Origin of the sequence: Roseococcus sp., assembly GCF_965227005.1 — a bacterium.
Classification (GTDB): domain Bacteria; phylum Pseudomonadota; class Alphaproteobacteria; order Acetobacterales; family Acetobacteraceae; genus Roseococcus.
In genome coordinates this window covers 89,578-105,405 of record NZ_CBDDFJ010000037.1, presented here as the reverse complement: position 1 = coordinate 105,405, position 15,828 = coordinate 89,578, and the positions used below count along the sequence as shown (strand labels likewise).

General features: G+C 69.4%; 16 protein-coding genes. 4 read left to right on the top strand and 12 right to left on the bottom strand.

The genetic code is table 11. The features are described from left to right. Window positions 1–55: 55 nt before the first annotated feature. From ACO057_RS20210 to ACO057_RS20190, 5 genes are all read right to left on the bottom strand, one after another. The gene (locus ACO057_RS20210; RefSeq protein ID WP_421994835.1) at window positions 56–571 is read right to left on the bottom strand and encodes a GNAT family N-acetyltransferase; all 516 of its coding nucleotides are present in this window, start codon (window positions 569–571) and stop codon (window positions 56–58) included. Beyond that, complete coding sequence (locus ACO057_RS20205) at window positions 568–1,752, bottom strand: amidase (protein ID WP_421994833.1); 1,185 nt, start codon at window positions 1,750–1,752, stop codon at window positions 568–570. The genes ACO057_RS20210 and ACO057_RS20205 overlap by 4 nt, the downstream gene beginning before the upstream one ends. Before the next feature lie 142 nt (window positions 1,753–1,894). After that, the gene (locus ACO057_RS20200) at window positions 1,895–3,265 is read right to left on the bottom strand and encodes an esterase-like activity of phytase family protein (protein WP_421994831.1); all 1,371 of its coding nucleotides are present in this window, start codon (window positions 3,263–3,265) and stop codon (window positions 1,895–1,897) included. Window positions 3,266–3,343: 78 nt separating this feature from the next. Next, a complete protein-coding gene (locus ACO057_RS20195) occupies window positions 3,344–3,502 on the bottom strand; it encodes a hypothetical protein (RefSeq protein ID WP_421994829.1) in 159 nt (52 codons plus the stop codon). Between the two features lie 86 nt (window positions 3,503–3,588). Then, window positions 3,589–4,293, bottom strand: a complete 705-nt coding sequence (locus ACO057_RS20190) for a GNAT family N-acetyltransferase (RefSeq protein ID WP_421994827.1) — start codon at window positions 4,291–4,293, stop codon at window positions 3,589–3,591. Window positions 4,294–4,346: 53 nt separating this feature from the next. Here ACO057_RS20190 and ACO057_RS20185 point away from each other — a divergent pair, with 53 nt between their 5' ends. The 4 genes from ACO057_RS20185 (at window position 4,347) to ACO057_RS20170 (ending at window position 7,744) form a co-directional block, all read left to right on the top strand. After that, window positions 4,347–5,153, top strand: coding sequence for a ferredoxin--NADP reductase (locus ACO057_RS20185; protein WP_421994825.1), 807 nt, complete (start codon window positions 4,347–4,349; stop codon window positions 5,151–5,153). Window positions 5,154–5,219: 66 nt separating this feature from the next. Continuing rightward, window positions 5,220–5,960, top strand: coding sequence for a trehalose-phosphatase (otsB, locus tag ACO057_RS20180; protein ID WP_421994823.1), 741 nt, complete (start codon window positions 5,220–5,222; stop codon window positions 5,958–5,960). Window positions 5,961–6,015: 55 nt separating this feature from the next. Then, window positions 6,016–7,356: an alpha,alpha-trehalose-phosphate synthase (UDP-forming) gene (locus tag ACO057_RS20175; protein ID WP_421994821.1), complete on the top strand. Its 1,341-nt coding sequence runs from the start codon at window positions 6,016–6,018 to the stop codon at window positions 7,354–7,356. Between the two features lie 64 nt (window positions 7,357–7,420). Next, on the top strand, window positions 7,421–7,744 hold the full coding sequence (locus tag ACO057_RS20170; protein ID WP_421994819.1) for an NIPSNAP family protein: 324 nt from the start codon (window positions 7,421–7,423) through the stop codon (window positions 7,742–7,744). Window positions 7,745–7,797: 53 nt separating this feature from the next. Here the strand turns inward: ACO057_RS20170 and ACO057_RS20165 are convergent, their stop codons facing one another. The 7 genes from ACO057_RS20165 to fliF are packed head-to-tail and all read right to left on the bottom strand — an operon-like array spanning window position 7,798 to window position 15,806. Beyond that, a complete protein-coding gene (locus ACO057_RS20165) occupies window positions 7,798–8,523 on the bottom strand; it encodes a P-loop NTPase (protein ID WP_421994817.1) in 726 nt (241 codons plus the stop codon). Then, the gene (locus tag ACO057_RS20160) at window positions 8,517–9,392 is read right to left on the bottom strand and encodes a GTP-binding protein (RefSeq protein ID WP_421994815.1); all 876 of its coding nucleotides are present in this window, start codon (window positions 9,390–9,392) and stop codon (window positions 8,517–8,519) included. The genes ACO057_RS20165 and ACO057_RS20160 overlap by 7 nt, the downstream gene beginning before the upstream one ends. 3 nt (window positions 9,393–9,395) lie before the next feature. Then, complete coding sequence (gene flhA, locus ACO057_RS20155; protein WP_421994813.1) at window positions 9,396–11,456, bottom strand: flagellar biosynthesis protein FlhA; 2,061 nt, start codon at window positions 11,454–11,456, stop codon at window positions 9,396–9,398. Next, a complete protein-coding gene (locus ACO057_RS20150) occupies window positions 11,453–12,823 on the bottom strand; it encodes a sigma-54 dependent transcriptional regulator (protein ID WP_421994811.1) in 1,371 nt (456 codons plus the stop codon). The genes flhA and ACO057_RS20150 overlap by 4 nt, the downstream gene beginning before the upstream one ends. Further along, entirely contained in the window at window positions 12,820–13,128 is a 309-nt protein-coding gene (gene fliN, locus ACO057_RS20145) for a flagellar motor switch protein FliN (RefSeq protein WP_421995548.1), read from the bottom strand. The genes ACO057_RS20150 and fliN overlap by 4 nt, the downstream gene beginning before the upstream one ends. A 30-nt stretch (window positions 13,129–13,158) precedes the next feature. After that, window positions 13,159–14,163 carry a flagellar motor switch protein FliG gene (gene fliG / locus ACO057_RS20140; RefSeq protein ID WP_421994809.1) on the bottom strand — a complete coding sequence of 335 codons (1,005 nt, stop codon included), beginning with the start codon at window positions 14,161–14,163 and terminating at the stop codon, window positions 13,159–13,161. Beyond that, complete coding sequence (fliF, locus tag ACO057_RS20135) at window positions 14,160–15,806, bottom strand: flagellar basal-body MS-ring/collar protein FliF (RefSeq protein WP_421994807.1); 1,647 nt, start codon at window positions 15,804–15,806, stop codon at window positions 14,160–14,162. Before fliF ends, fliG begins: the two co-directional genes overlap by 4 nt. Between the last annotated feature and the right edge of the window lie 22 nt (window positions 15,807–15,828).

Below are 15,828 nucleotides of genomic sequence, written 5' to 3'. Positions count from 1 at the left end.
CGTTGCGTTGCAGCATCGACGCCGCCGCGGGAAGCGGCGCCGAAGCAATGAGCACCTACGGAAGGGTGCGCTCCGCCTCGCCCAGCGAGCGCTGCATGTAGACCACGTCCACCCACTCGCCGAACTTCAGGCCAACCGCCTTCATCACGCCGACATTGCGGAAGCCCAACGAGGCATGCAGCCCGATGGAGCCCACATTGTCGCTATCGCCGATCACGGCGATCATCTGGCGGAAGCCGCGCTCCGTCGCGCGGTGCAGCAGGGCCTGGACCAGCGCCTTGCCCACGCCCATGCCGCGCACGTCGTCGCGGACATAGATGCTGTCCTCGGCGGTGAAGCGATAGGCGCTGCGGTCGCGGATCTGGGAGAAATAGCCATAGCCGACGATCTCGCCCTCGTTCTCGGCCACGAGCCAGGCGCAGCCGGCATCCTGCACCTTGGCCATGCGGGCCGCGAGCTCGGCCTGGTCCGGCGGCTCCTCCTCGAAGGTGCCGGTGCCGTGCAACACGTGGTGCGCGTAGATCGCGGTGATGGCGGGCAAGTCGCCCGCCTCGGCGTCACGGGTGATCATGAGAGTCCGATGTCCTGGGCCAGCGTCACGGCCAGTTTGAGCAAGGCCCGATCCTGCCCCGCCGCCGCGACCAGCGAAAGCCCGACCGGCGCGCCATCCACCCGCGCGACCGGAATGCTGACCTCGCAAAGCCCGCCAAGGCCGGCGATGGCGGTGACGCCCATGGTCGCCTCGCGCACGGCATTCTGGCCTTCGAGGCTGACGGTCAGCTTCGGCGAGGCGCAGGGGCTGGTGGGATAGGCCATCACCGCCCCGCCCGCGAGCATCGTCGCGATGCGCAGCCGGAAGCCCCGGCGGAAGGCCCGCCCGGCCGCGGCCTTGGCAGGATCCATCGCGCGCGCGGCGGCGAAACGCTCCGCGACGCCGGGTCCGAAGCGCGGCGTGGTGGCGGCCACCCAGCTGCCCAGGGTGGCCCAGGCCTCCTGCGCCTGCATGCAGCGGAAGTGTTCGTAGAGGACCGGCAGGCCCTCGGGCGCGACCTCGATGCGCATCGGCGCGCCGGCGATCTTCTCCAGCGCGTTCATCGCCGGGACCAAGGCGCGCGCCGTGGCGGGCTCGGCGTTGATCCAGGCCTCCTCTGCCTTGAGGATCGGGCCGAACTGCGTGCCCCCGGCTGGCAGCAGCACCACGCCGACCTTCTCCAGGACCTCGGCGGAGCGGGCGAACCAGCCGCAGGTGTCGAAGCTCGGCCCCAGGCCGCAGGCGCCGGCGAGGCTGATCGCGCCCCAGCTCGGCCGGATGCCGAAGACGCCGCAATAGCTCGCCGGAATGCGCACGCTGCCGCCCGTGTCCGAGCCGAGCGCGAAGTCGACCAGCCCGCCGGCCACCGCCGCGGCCGAGCCGCAGGAGGAACCGCCGGGGAACCGGTCGGGGGCGTTGGGATTGAGGGGGGTTTCGTACCAGACGTTCTCGCCGGTCAGCCCATAGGCGAGCTCGACGGTCTTGGTCTTGCCCGCGAGCCGGGCGCCGGCTTCCAGCAGCTCCATCACGACGGGCGCCGTGGCGGCCGCGACGGGATGGGTCCGCGCCCAGTCGGGATTGCCATAGGTGGTCGCCGCGCCCGCGACGTCGAAGAGGTCCTTCACGGCGAAGGCCAGGCCGTCGAGCGCGCCGGTCCCGAGCGGCGCGAGGGCGGCGCGCTCACCGGGCATGAAGGCCTTCACATCGTCAGTCGCCGGCATTCGGACCTCACCAGGGTTCGGAACCTTGCATGCTAGGGCGGTCCCCGTTGCACGCAAGCAACTTCACCACCGGGAGAGGGCGTGCCCCGGAATTTGGGCCGGGCGCACCCACCGTGGGACGCGCCCGGCGATCGGGTGAGCCTCAGCGCGCGCGGAGCAGTTCCGGCACGCGCAGCAGGATCAGCTCGTTGTCGTCGGCACGCGTCAGGTGGCGGCCAGCGCTGAAGGGCAGGTTGTTGTCATTGCCCACGATGATGTGGTCCGCATCCACCATGGCCACGTTCTCGATGGTGAAGAACGGGAAGGTGAAGCGGCCGGCCGGGGCATTCGCCGGCAGGTCGCCGCGCAGGCGGGCGCGGTTGTCGGGATCCTGCATCGCCATCAGGTCGATATAGCCGACCTTCCGGACGAAGCCGTTGGCGTCGATCTGGCTGAAATCCACCAGGGTAATGCGCTTCACGCGGGCCGGCTGGACGAAGCAGGCCGGCGGGCGCTGGCCCTCGCGGCACTCCAGGCCCGGATCGCCCTGGCCGTTGTCGCGCTCGATGACCAGGGCGCGCGTCGCGTCGATGAAGTTGAAGTCGCCGATGGCGGTCGCGCCCTCGGCGAGCTGGAAGCGGATATTGCGGCCGGTCCACTCGGCGCGGGCGACGTTGAACTCCATCACGCGCAGGAAATTGCCCTCGGCACGGTCGGTGCCGGCCGCGAAGAGCGGCTGTTCCAGCATCGCCCAGAGCGTCTGGCCGTCCGGCGTCAGCGCCATGCCCTCATAGCCGCCCGAGCGCCGCGCGCGGAACGCCACGGTGCCGGCCGGCGTCGCGGGGACGCCGAGGGACGGGTGGTCGGGCGAGCGGATCACCTCGTTCTCGAGCCGGGTCTCCACGATGCGCATCACGCGGCCCTCGGCATCCACCTGCATCAGATAGGGGCCGAATTCCTCGCCGATGTAGAAGGTGCCGTCCGCCAGGGGCTGGATGCTCTCGGGGTCGAAGTCGGCGCCCGTCAGGAAGCGCTCGTTGCTACCCTCGGTGGTGATGCGGAAGGGCACCACGCTGTTGGGATCGCTGAGGAAGATGGTGCGCATCACCTCGACGCCGCCGGTCGCGAAGTCGGGGCGGAGGCGGTGGAACATCAGCAGGGAGTCGGGGCTGTTGGCGCGGGCGCCGAAGCCGTTATCGGTCAGCACCCAATAGCTGCCGTCACCGACCGGCTTGATGCCGGAGAAGCCCTGGATGGGCTGGCCCTGGAAGGGAAGGGAGATCCCGGTGTCGCGGCTGCCATAGGCGGGGCCGGTATTGCCCATCACGCTGCCGGGGCGGGCCACACGGTCGGTGGTGGCGCCGGCGAAGCGACCGGAGACGGCGAAGCCGGGCGGCGCGGAGGCGGGCGGCGCGGCGAAGGTGGCGGCCGGCAGGAAGGCATGGCCGACGAGGCGCGCCTCGAAGCGCTGTTCGGCGGCGGCCGGGAGCGCGAGGCCCACGGCGGCGATGGTGGCGAGCAGGAAATGACGCATGGGCAAAGGCCCTCCGAATGGAGAGCGCGGCCTATCAGCCCGATATGACGGCGGGCTGACAGTCCGGTTGCAATCCCGTCAAACCAGTTCGAGCAGGATCGACTTCGTCACCAGGGCGGCGAGGACGCCCGCGCCCACCGCGGCGCCGACCGGCATCCATCGGTGCGACACGGCGAAGGCGCCACCGCCGATGATCAGGGCCCAGGCGAACAGATCGCCGTATTCGATGTAGCTCACGGCAAACCTCCCATTCGTGTAATATTGCCGCAATGCTACATTTATCCGACAAATGACTCCAGTTTAATTTTCACCGCGTAAGGTTTTCAGCGCGCCAGGGAGGCCTTGGGGCGGCCGTTCGAATCCCAGTTGGCATCGTCCAGCCAGGCCTCGATGGCGTCGCGCCGGGCGGGCCATTCGTCCTCCAGGATCGAGAACCAGGCGGTGTCGCGCCGCCGGCCCTTGATGGTCAGCACGGCGCGCAGCGTGCCCTCATAGGCGAAGCCGAGCCGGGCGGCGGCGCTGCGCGAGGGCGCGTTCAGCGCGTTGCACTTCCAGGTGAGGCGCCGGTAGCCCAGGTCGTCCATGGCGTGGCGCATGAGCAGGTACATGGCCTCGGTGGAGGCGCGGCTGCGCTGCATGCGCGGGCTGAACCAGATATTGCCGATCTCGATATGCGCATTGGCCGGGCTGATCTCCATGAGCGAGAGCCAGCCATCGACCGTCCCCGACCGGTGCGGCCGCACGGCCCAGACCGTGGGATCATGCGCCGTCGCGAAATTGCCCACGAAGCTGCGCATCGCCGCCTCGTCCGTGAAGGGGCCGTAGCCCATATAGGCCCAGCTTTCGGGCGCCAGATCGGCCTGGGCCGCCTGCCAGAGATCCGGCGCGTGGCGGATATGGAGCGGCTCCAGATCGACGCTGCGGCCCTTATGCGGGACGCGCGCCGGCAGGGGCCGGGGGGTGGGATCGACCAGGGGCCCGACGGGCGGGTTGGTATGCGGGTCATGCGGTGGCTGAAAATCTCTCATGCGTGCATCTTCTTCTTCTTGCGCTGCAACGTCACCCACCCCAAAACCGCAAAATGGACATCGCCGTCGACCCCATCGTTGCCGCCCCGCCCGGTTTCTTCGCGCCCGAAGTCACCTGGGTCCATCATTGGACCGACAGCCTCTTCAGCTTCAAATGCGGGCGCGATCCGTCCCTGCGCTTCATCTCCGGCCAGTTCGCGATGATCGGGCTGCTGGTCGCCGGCAAGCCGCTGGTGCGGGCCTATTCCATCGTGAGCCCCGCCTGGGAGGATCATCTCGAATTCCTCTCGATCAAGGTGCAGAACGGCCCCCTGACCTCGCGCCTCCAGCACATCCAGGTGGGCGATCGGGTGCTGATCGGCCGCAAGCCCGTGGGCACGCTGATCCCCGACAATCTGCTGCCGGGCCGGAACCTCTGGATGCTGGCCACCGGCACCGGCCTCGCCCCCTTCATGTCGCTGCTGCGCGACCCCGAGATCTACGACCGCTATGACCGCATAATCGTCTCCCACACCGTGCGCGAGGTGAAGGAGCTGGCCTATCGCGACTACATCACCGGCGAGCTGCGCGAGCATGAGCTGCTGGGCGAGATGGTCAGCGAGAAGCTGATCTACGCCCCGGCCGTCACGCGCGAGCCCTTCCCCGTCCAGGGCCGCATCACCACCCGCCTGGAATCCGGCGATGCCGAGCGCCAGGCCGGCGTCGCGCCGCTCGATCCCGCCTTCGACCGCGTGATGATCTGCGGCAGCGAGGCGATGAATGCCGACGTGAAGGCCCTGCTCGAGGCGCGCGGCTTCGTCGAGGGCAACAACCACGCTCCCGGCAGCTATGCGCTCGAAAAAGCCTTCGTCACGAAATAATCCTGATAATTCATCGAGCACGGCGCAACCCAGGCTTCCCCCAATGGTTAGGGTGGGGCCATGGAAATGTCGTTCAAAGACCCGCGCGCTCTCCCCAGCCCGCGGGAGGTCCTCACGCGCGGGGCGCTTCTCCTCGACGTTGACGGAACGCTGATCAACCTCGCGCCGCGGCCGGACGAGGTCGTGGTTCCCGGCTCGCTTCGGATCGATCTCGCGGCGCTGCTCTCCGCGATGGACGGCGCGGTGTCGCTCGTGACGGGCCGCGCGCTGGTGGATGTCGAGGCGCTGTTCGCGCCGCTCCAATTGCCCGTCTGCGCCGAACATGGCGCCGTCATGCGCGTCGTTCCTGGCGGCGTCGCCCGCCGAGCGGCCGCGCCGAGCGCGCCGGAATCCTGGCGCAAGACCGCGCTGGCCTTCGCCGCCCGGCATGAAGGCATGGTCTTCGAGGAGAAGCCGGCCGGCTTCGTGCTGCATTACCGGCTCGCCCCCGATCTCGGCGATCCCGCCTTCCAATTGCTGACCGACCTCCTGCGCGGCGCGCCGGAATTCGAGATCCTCCGCGCCTCCATGGCCTGGGAGGTCCGCCCGCGCGGCATTCACAAGGGCGTGGCCGTGCGCCAGATCATGAACGAGCCGCCCTTCTCCGGCCGCCTGCCCATCTTCATCGGCGACGATGTCACCGACGAGGACGGCATCGCCGCGGCGCGGGAACTGGGCGGTCTCGGCTTCCGCGTTCCCGAGGACTTTCCCGCTCCGGAGGCCGTCCGCAGCTGGCTGACCTCGCTGCTGGCAGGTTGCCCGGCATGACGGCCGCCCGGTTCCCTGGCGCCATGCGCCGCCCCTGCCATCGGGAGGTGAGCTCTTGGCGCGTCTGGTGATCGTCTCGAACCGTGTCGCACCGCTGAGGGAATCCGGCCCCATGGCCGGCGGCCTCACGGTTGCGCTTGAGGAGGCCGTGAAGCGGCGCGAAATGCTGTGGTTCGGCTGGTCCGGCGAAACCTCCGACCGGCAGGAGCCGCGCCTGAGCTCCTCCGGCAACCGCACCCACGCGCTGATCGATCTCACGGCGCAGGAGCATCGGCTGTACTACACGGGCTTCTGCAACGGCATGCTCTGGCCGCTGCTGCATTACCGCTTCGGCCTCGCGCAGTTCCGCCGCGCGGAGGAGGAGGGCTGGCGCCACGTGAACCACCGCTTCGCCGAACAGCTCGTCCCGCTGCTGCGCGAGGACGACACCATCTGGATTCACGACTTCCATTTGTTCCCCCTGGCCGCGGCCCTGCGCGCCTTGGGCGCGAAGCAGAAGATCGGCTTCTTCCTGCATGTCCCCTTCCCGCCGCCCGCCCTCTTCGCCGCCCTGCCGCGCGCCGCGGCGCTGCTGCGGGACCTCCAGGCCATCGATCTGATCGGCGTGCAGACGGACGAGGATGCCGCGCATCTCACCGACGCCTTGCAGCAGCAGGAGGTCAGCACACCGGTCGGCGTCTTCCCGGTCGGCATCAATGCCGAGGCCTTTGCCCGCGCGGCGGAGGCGGCGGCCGGGCGCAAGGACGCGCAGAGCTTCCGGCAAAGCCTTGCCAACCGAAAGCTGATCTTCGGCGTGGACCGGCTGGACTACAGCAAGGGCCTGCCGCAGCGCGTGCTCGGCTTCGCCGATCTGCTCAAGCGCTATCCGCAGCATCGCGGCGGCGTGACCTTCCTGCAGGTGGCGCCGGTCTCGCGCGGCGAAGTGGCGCAGTATCGCCTGCTGCGGCGCGAGATGGATGAGCTCGTGGGCCGCATCAACGGCGAATATGCCGAGGTGGACTGGGTGCCGCTGCGCTGGACCACGCGGCCGATTCCGCGGCGCACCCTCGCCGGCTATCTGCGCATCTCCAACATCGCTCTGGTGACGCCGCTGCGCGATGGGATGAATCTGGTGGCGAAGGAATTCGTCGCCGCCCAGCCGCCGGAGGATCCGGGCGTGCTCATCCTCTCCCAATTCGCCGGCGCGGCGCGCGAGATGAACGGCGCGGTGAAGGTGAACCCGAACGATCCCGACGAGATCGCCGAGGCGCTGGACTTCGCGCTCAGCATGCCCCTGGCCGAGCGGCAGGAGCGCTGGCGAATGGATTTCGACACCCTCGCCCAGGCCGGGGCCAGCGGCTGGTCGCGGCATTTCCTCGCCGGGCTGAACCAGGCGGAGTTCTCGCCCAGCGGCTGAGAGCGCTCACCTTCCCTCGGCGGCAGGGTCGCGGTAGCCTCCGCGCCGTCGAAGGGGACACGCCATGATCGTCGAAGAACGCATCTACACCATGCATCCGGGCCAGATCGGCCATTACGTGAAGGCCTATGCGGCCGAGGGCCTCGCCATCCAGAAACCCATCCTGGGCCGTCTGGTCGGCTACTACACGACCGAGTTCGGGCCGCTGAACCAAGTGATCCACATGTGGGCCTATGAAAGCCTCGCCGAGCGCGCCGAGCGCCGGACGAAGCTTTTCGCCGACCAGGCCTGGCTCGATTATCTGGGCAAGGTGCGCGGCTTCATCGCGACGCAGGAGAGCAAGCTGCTCATCCCGGCGCCGTTCCACAAGGTGAAGTGGCAGGACTGATTCTTTGATGGGCTGCGCGGCCGATCGCCGGTCGCGCAGCCCATGATGCCGGCTCAGGCCGGAACGGCTTGCGCCATGAGCCGCGCCGCCAAGGCCCGCAGATCCTGCGCGGCAGGGCCGGCGGGATGGCGCGTCAGCAGCGGCGTCTGCGCGCGGATGGAAGCCGAAATTCCGGGATCGCGGCGGATCGCGCCCAGCAGCGGCACAGCGGTTCCCAGAAAATTCCGGCAGGCCGAATCCAGCGCCGCATGGACCTTCCGCGCCTGGCCGAGTTGCGCCACCAGATTCACCACGACGCCGGCCCTCCCGAAGGGCGCATCCCGGTGGTGCAGCTTCAGCACGGCATAGGCGTCGGTAAGGCTGGTTGGCTCCTCATTGGCCACCACCACCAGCTCGTCGGCCGCCGCCGCCAGCTGCCGCTGCGCCGCACCCAGCCCGGCGCCGAGGTCCAGCACGATGGCGCGCGCCTGCTCCCGCAACAGGCGGACCAGCAGCGCCCCATTCATCGCCGCGAGCTCGACCGAGCCCGAGCGGCCCGGTAGCACGTCGAAGCCGGCAGGATGGCGGAGCACCGCCTCGCCGATGCCACACCGCCCCGCCAGGACATCGCCGAGATCGAGCCGCGGCTGCAGGCCAAGCTGCACATCCACATTGGCGAGGCCGAGATCGCCATCCACCAGCAGCGGTTTCCGTCCCGCCTCGGCCAAGGCATGGGCCAATCCGATGGCGATGCAGGTCTTGCCCACGCCGCCCTTGCCGGAGGCGATGGCGATCAGCATGCGGAGGTCTCCCTTTGAGGACCAGCGACCAGACGCCCGGCCAGCCAGATGGCGGTCAGCGGTTGCAGCCCCGCCGCGACCTGCGGGCCGATCCCCGCCTCGGTCAGCGCCAGCCCGGCAGCCGCGGCCGAGAGCACGCCGCCCAGCCGCCGCGCCATGTCGAGACGCGTGGGCAGCAAGTGCCGCGCGCCAAGGAGATGGAAGGCCCGCGCCAGCTCGGCCGATTCCTCGGCGTCCAGACCTGCCGGGAGCACCAGCACGGGCGTGGCATCCGCGGCCTGGGCCAGCCGGTGCAGGAGCTCCGCCTGGGCGGCGTCGAAGGGATCGCAGCCGAAGCCATCGATGAAGGCCGGCTGGCCGGGCCGGCGCGCCTGCAGCGCCTTGGCCAGTACCTCCGGCTGTGCGGCCACCGCCAGCGTCAGCCCAAGCAGCCGCGTGAAGGCGGCAAGCTGCTCGACGGCGCCCGCCCGCGCGCCATCGGCCGTGACGATGAGCGGCGACTGCCCTGCCATGGCGGCGCGCGCGGCGAGCTTGGCGCAGCTCAGCGTCTTGCCCGCGCCAGGCGGGCCGACGAGCAGGATCGGGCGCTCCAGCGGCAGCGGCGCGAAGTCCAGCCGGGCGGCCAGCGCCTCGGCGAGGTCCGAGCCCGCGAAGCGCAGCGCCGGTGGCAGGTTGTGCCGCGCGAGCTCGAAGCGCGGGGTCGCGACCGGAGGGATCAGCTCAGGCTCGACGGCTTCCCAGGCGACGGTGAGCTCCACCCCGCCGCCCACGCGCCGCGTGCCCAGCACGACGGCCTCCTCGCCCATGGCCTCGCGCGCCGCCGCGATGGCGAGGGAGGCATTGCGAGCCCGGAAGACGCGAAGCCGCATGCGTCAGATGCTGCCGAGCGTGCGAATCCGCGCCCGCGGATGGATTTCCGATTGCGAGAGCACGGAGGTGCTCGGCCGGAAGCGCTCGACGATGGCGCGCAGATGCGGCCGCAGCGCGCCGGAGCAGAGCAGGATCGCATGCTCGCCCTGTGCCGCCTGGGCGTCGAGCACGTCGCGCAGGCGCTGCATGAAGGCCTGTAGGCGGCCCGGATCCATGATGAGCTGGCGATCCTCGGCGGGACCTGTGAGGCATTCGCCGAAAGCCACTTCCCATTCCGGCGAGAGCGTGACCAGTGGCACATAGCCCTGCGGCCCGCGCGCACCCTCCGAGAGCTGACGGGCCAGGCGCATGCGCACGATGACGAGCATCTGCGGCACCGCGCGCAGGCTGGCCGTCGCTGCTTCCTGCAAGCCTTCCAGGATGGTCGGCAGATCGCGGATGGAGACGCGCTCGGCCAGCAGCGCCTGGAGCAGCCGCTGCAGCACGCCGACGCTCACCTGCGTCGGGATGAGGTCGGAGACGAGCTTCTGCTGTTCCTTGGGCAATTCGTCGAGGAGCTTCTGCGTCTCGCTATAGGACAGCAGCTCGCTCATGTTCTCGCGCACGACCTCGGTGAGATGCGTCGCCAGAACGCCGGCGCAATCCACCACGGTGCAGCCGCGCATGAGCGCCTCGTCACGCAGCTTCTCCTCGATCCAGAGCGCGGGCAGCCCGAAGGCGGGCTCGGTGGTTTTCTCGCCCGGGATATCGGGCGTGCCGCCTTCGGGATTGATCGCGAGATGCAGGGGTGGGCGCAGCACGCCGCGCGCGGCCTCGATTTCCTTCACGCGCAGGATGTAGGTGTCCGGCGGCAGATCCAGATTGTCCTGAATGCGGACGGAGGGCAGCACGAAGCCCATCTCCTGCGCGATGCTCCGGCGTAGGCCGCGGATCTGCTCCGTCAGCCGCGGCGCCTCGCCCGAGGCCAGCGAGAGCAGGCCATAGCCGAGCTCCAGCCGCAGCAGATCCATGCGCAAGGCTTCCGAGACGGCGGGCTCGGTCGGCACGGTGGGCGGTGTGTCGGGCTCCGGCGGCGGAACCATCGCAGCCTTGCGCTGGAACCAGGCCGCCGCGCCGGTGGCTCCGCTCGCGATCAGGAAGGGCAGCAGCGGCATGCCCGGCACCATCCCGAGGAAGAGCGAACTGGCCGCAGCGATCGCGAGCGGTTTCCAGCCCGCGAGCTCCCGCGCCATGAGCTGGTCCGCCTGCTCCTCGCGCGCCGCCTTGGTGACGATGATCGCGGCGGCCACCGAGACGAGGAGCGCGGGGATCTGGCCCACCAACCCGTCGCCCACGGTGAGGATCGAATAGGTCTCGACGGCGTCCATGAAGCCCATGCCGTGACGTCCCACGCCGATCGCGAGGCCGCCCAGCAGGTTGATGAAGGTGGAGATCAACCCGGCGACCGCATCGCCCTTCACGAACTTCGCAGCGCCGTCCATGGCGCCATGAAACCCGCTCTCCTCCTGGAGATCGCGGCGGCGCTCGCGCGCCTGGTGCTCGTCGATCGTGCCGGCATTGAGATCCGCGTCGATGGCCATCTGCTTGCCGGGCATGGCGTCGAGGTGGAAGCGCGCCGCGACCTCGGCCACGCGGCCCGCGCCCTTGGAGACGACGACATGGTTCACCACCAGCAGGATGGCGAAGACGATCATCCCCACCAGGATATCGCCGCCCATCAGGTAGCGACCGAAGGTGGCGATGACCGCGCCCGCCGCCTCCGGCCCCTCATGACCGCTCGCCAGGATGGCGCGCGTGGTGCCGACATCGAGGCCGAGGCGGAACAGCGTGGTGATCAGCAACAGTTGAGGGAAGGATTGGAAGTCGAGCGGCCGGGTCAGCAGCAGCGTCACCATCAGCATCAGCACGGAGGCGGTGATGTTGATGGCCGAGACGGCATCGAGCAGCGGGCCCGGCAGCGGCACGATGAGAATCACCAGAACCAGGACGACGCCCAGGACCAGCGCCCCCTCCGAGGAGACGCGCAGCCCCGTGAGCCAGGGCAGGAGCGCGATGGCTTTCATGCGACCTTCCATGCGTCAGGCATCTGCCCCGGCGCGGGCGGCACGGTCAGGCCCTGGCCGCGATATTCGGCCAGCTTGTTGCGCATGGTGCGGATGGAAATGCCCAGGATCTCCGCCGCGCGCGTGCGATTGCCGAGGCAGCGCCCCAGCGTCTCGAGAATAAGCTCGCGTTCCACCTCCTCCATGCGCCGGCCGACCAGCGCGGCGATGGCGGGCTGCGCCGGAAGGCCAGGGGCGGGTGCGACCGCTTCGCAGATCGGCGCATCGCCCATCGACGCCAATTCGATCGCCTCCAGGTCGATCTCCCGGCCGGAGGCCAGCAGCACCGCGCGATGCATGGCGTTCTCCAGCTCGCGCACATTGCCGGGCCAGGGATGCGCCATCAGCCGCACCGTCGCGAGCGGCGCGATGGGGCGGTCGGGCAGTCCATTCGCCGCCGAGTAGCGCGTCGCGAAATACGCGGCGAGCGGAAGGATGTCGCCGCCACGCTCGCGCAACGGCGGGATGCGGAGCTCCACCACATTAAGGCGGAAGTAGAGATCCTCGCGAAACCGGCCCGCACGCACTTCAGCTGGCAGGTCGCGGTTCGTCGCGGCCAGGATCCGGACATCGATCTTCACCGGCTGGATCCCGCCAAGCCGATCCACCTCGCGCTCCTGAATGGCACGCAGAAGCTTGGCCTGGAGGCGCGGATCCATCTCCCCGATCTCGTCCAGCAGCAGCGTGCCGCGTTCGGCCTGTTCGAATTTTCCCTTGCGGGCCGCGACCGCGCCACTGAAGGCACCCTTCTCATGGCCGAAGAGCTCGCTCTCCAACAGGTTCTCCGGCAGCGCCGCGCAGTTCAACGCGACGAAGGGACCGCGCGCGCGGCGCGAAGCGAGGTGGATATGGCGCGCCAGGACCTCCTTGCCCGTGCCGCTTTCGCCCGTGACGAGCACCGAAGCCTCAGAGCGCGCGAGCTGCTCCGCGCGGGCCAGCAGCGCGCGCATCGCCGGATCGCGGCAAACGGGCGCGCCGTCCTTTGCGGTGACGGCCTCCAGCATGGCGGCGATCAGCTCCGCATCCGGCGGCAGGGGCAGAAATTCGCGGGCGCCGGCACGAATGGCGCGCAGCACGGCCTCGGAATCGGCATCCATCCCGCAGGCGATGACCGGCGTTACAATCCGCTCTTCGGCGAGACGCTCCAGCATCCAGGGCAGGTCGTGGATCACCTCCGCCAGGACGAGGTCAGCCCCCTCCCCCCGCAGATGCCCGAGGCCCGAGACCACGCCATCCGCCTGCGCCAAGGACGCCCCGCGCGCATTCGCGATCCGCGCCGCCTGACCCAGCTCGCCGGCGAGCGAGCCGATGATGAGCAGCCGCGTCATATCCCGCGATCCGCCTTCACGATCTCGGTCATGGTGATGCCGAGGCGGTTGTCTTCCACCATCACCACCTCGCCGCGCGCGACGAGGCGGTTGTTGACGTAGATGTCCACCGCCTCCCCCAGTTTGCGGTCCAGCTCCACCACGGCGCCGCGGCCGAGCTTGAGCAGCTGGCTCACCTGCATCGTCGCGCGGCCGAGCACGGCGCTGACCTGGACGGGGATGTCGTAGACCGCCTCCAGATCACGCTGGATCTGCGGTCGCTCGATGGGCGCTGATGCGCCGGGCGGCGTCGCTTCGAAATCCATCGGATCGCTCATGTGCCGTTCCCCTTGGCGCTATTCGACAAGCTGGTCATCCTTGCCCTCCGAGAGCTGAATTTGTCCTTGAGAGGCAAGGTCCTTCGCGGCGGCGACCACCGCGGCCTGTGCCTCGTCCACATCCTTGAGCCGCACCGGCCCCAGGGCCGCGATGTCCTCGCGCAGCAGCTTGGCCGCGCGCTCGGTCATGTTGCGGAAGAACAGCTCGCGCATCTCCTCCGCCGCGCCCTTCAGCGCGAGCGTCAGCTTCTCCCTCTCGACCGCGCGCAGCAGCACCTGAAGGCCTTGCGGATCCAGGCGGCGCAGATCGTCAAAGGTGAACATGAGCGCGCGGATGCGCTCCGCCGCTTCGAGATTGCGCTCCTCCAGCGCGGCCATGATCCGGCCCTCGGCCTGGCGATCGAGGCCATTGAAGATTTCGGCCATCATCTCATGCGCGTCGCGGCGCGTGGAGCGCGCGAGGTTCGACATGAACTCCATCTTCAGCGTGCGCTCGACGCCCTCGAGCGCTTCCTTCTGCACGTTCTCCATGCGCAGCATGCGCATCACGACCTCCATCGCGAAGCCGTCCGGCAGGATCGAGAGCACGCGCGCGGCGTGGTCGGGCTTCACCTTGGTCAGCACCACGGCGACGGTCTGCGGATATTCGTTCTTCAGGTAGTTCGCGAGAACTGTCTCGTTCACATTGCCGAGCTTGTCCCACATGGTACGTCCCGCGGGACCGCGGATCTCCTCCATGATCTGCGCCACACGGTCGCGCGGCAGTGTCTTGAGCAGCAGGCGCTCGGTGCTCTCGAAGGAACCGACGAGATGGCCGGCCTTGCCGAGATGGCTCGAAAACTCGTCGCAGATATCCTCGACGGTCTGGGCCGTGATCGTGCCGAGCTGCGCCATGGCGGCGGAGAGATCGCGGATCTCGTCCTCATGCATCCGCGAAAAGAGACGCGCGGCATGCTCCTCGCCCAGCGCCAGCATCAGCACCGCCGCCTTCTGGGGTCCGCGAAGGGATCGCGTGATGCTCATCCTTCCTCCTCCGGCAGGAGCCAGCGGCGCACGACCTGCAACGCCTGGTCGGGATTCTCATCGACGAGCTGCGTGATCCGCGCGATGGACGAGGCGCGCATCCGCCCCTGCACATGGGCCAGATGGATCATGCGTTCCTCCTCCGATCCCGGCTCAACGCCGGACGGCAGCATGGCCGGCGCGTCGCCCGGAATCCCGACCGGCGCACCTTGCGCGTCGAGTGGGACGGTCCCGCCTCCAGCCCCCGCCAATGCCGGCATCGGATTCATGGAGATCGCCAGCTTCCGCGCCACCGGCCGCGCCACGAGCAGCAGCACGAGCACGATCAACAATCCGATCACCGCCGTTTCCAGCAGCCGCGCCAGCGTCGCCTGGGAGATGTCGAGGCCCAATGGCCCGGTTTCGCGCAACGCCTCCAAAGGTTCGGCGAAGCGCATGGAGACGACCTCCACGCGATCCCCCCGCTGCTCGTTGAAGCCGACGGCGTTGCGTACCAGCCCCGAGATGCGCGCCAGCTCCTCGGGCGTGCGCTCGCGCAATGTCGGCGGTCCATCGGCCCGGGGTTCGGCGATACCGTCCACCAGCACGGCCACGGTCAGACGGCGCACCACCGGATGCTCGCGCAGCACGTTGCGCGTGGAGCGGCCGATCTCGTAGTTCGTCGTCTCCTCCTGGCGGTTCTCCGTGTTGCCGGTGCCCCCGCCCGGCGTCTCCGAGCCAGGAAGGTTGTTGCCCACGCTGACGGTGGAGGGCTCCTGGCTGCGGTTATTCTCGGTCGTGGACTGGGTGCTGCGCGCCACCTGGTTGTCTGGGTCGAAACGCTCCTCGCGCGTTTCCACGCGATCGAAGTCCATCTCCATCGCCACCTCGGCCCGAACGCGACCGGGGCCGAGCACCCGCTCGAGCATCTCCTCCACGCCGCGCGCCAGTCGCGCCTCCTGCCCGCGTTGCAATTCGTCCTGCGTCTGCGCTCCGGCGGGTCCGGTCAAAGGCTGGCCGCCTCGCGCCAGGAGCTCCCCACGGCTGTCGACGATCGAGACGTTCTGCGGGCGCAAGGCGGGCACGGCCGTGACCACCAGATGCAGCACCGCCTGGATGCCCTCGCGATCCAGCCGCTGCACGCCCTGCATGGTGAGCAGCACGCTCGCCTGGGCCTCGGCACGTTCGCGGGAGAAGGCTTCGCGGCGCGGAAGGACCAGGTGCACGCGCGCCGCGCGCACGCCCTGCAGCGCACGGATGCTCCTTGCGAGCTCGCCCTCCAGCGCTCGGAGGCGGTTCATTTCCTGCTGGAAGGGCGTGGTGGTCAGGCTCTCGCCGCGATCGAAGATCTCATTGCCGATGGAGCCGCCGGCCGGCAGTCCCTCGCGCGCTAGGGATAGGCGCAGCCGCGGCACGTCCTCGGCGGAAACCAGCACCTGCGTGCCATTGCCAGCCAGCCGGTAGGACGCGCGCTGACGATCGAGCGCCGCCACCACCGCGCCGGCATCGCGCGTTTCCAGATCGCCGTAGAGCAAGGCCATGGGCGGCGTTCCCGCCCGCAACACGAGCCAGGCGATCAGCCCCAACACGCCGAGACCCACGCCCGCCAGAGCGCCCAGCTGCAAGCGCCCGAGGCCGCGCAATTGCCCGATCAGGTTCTGCACGGTCCCTCCGGGCATCGTGCAT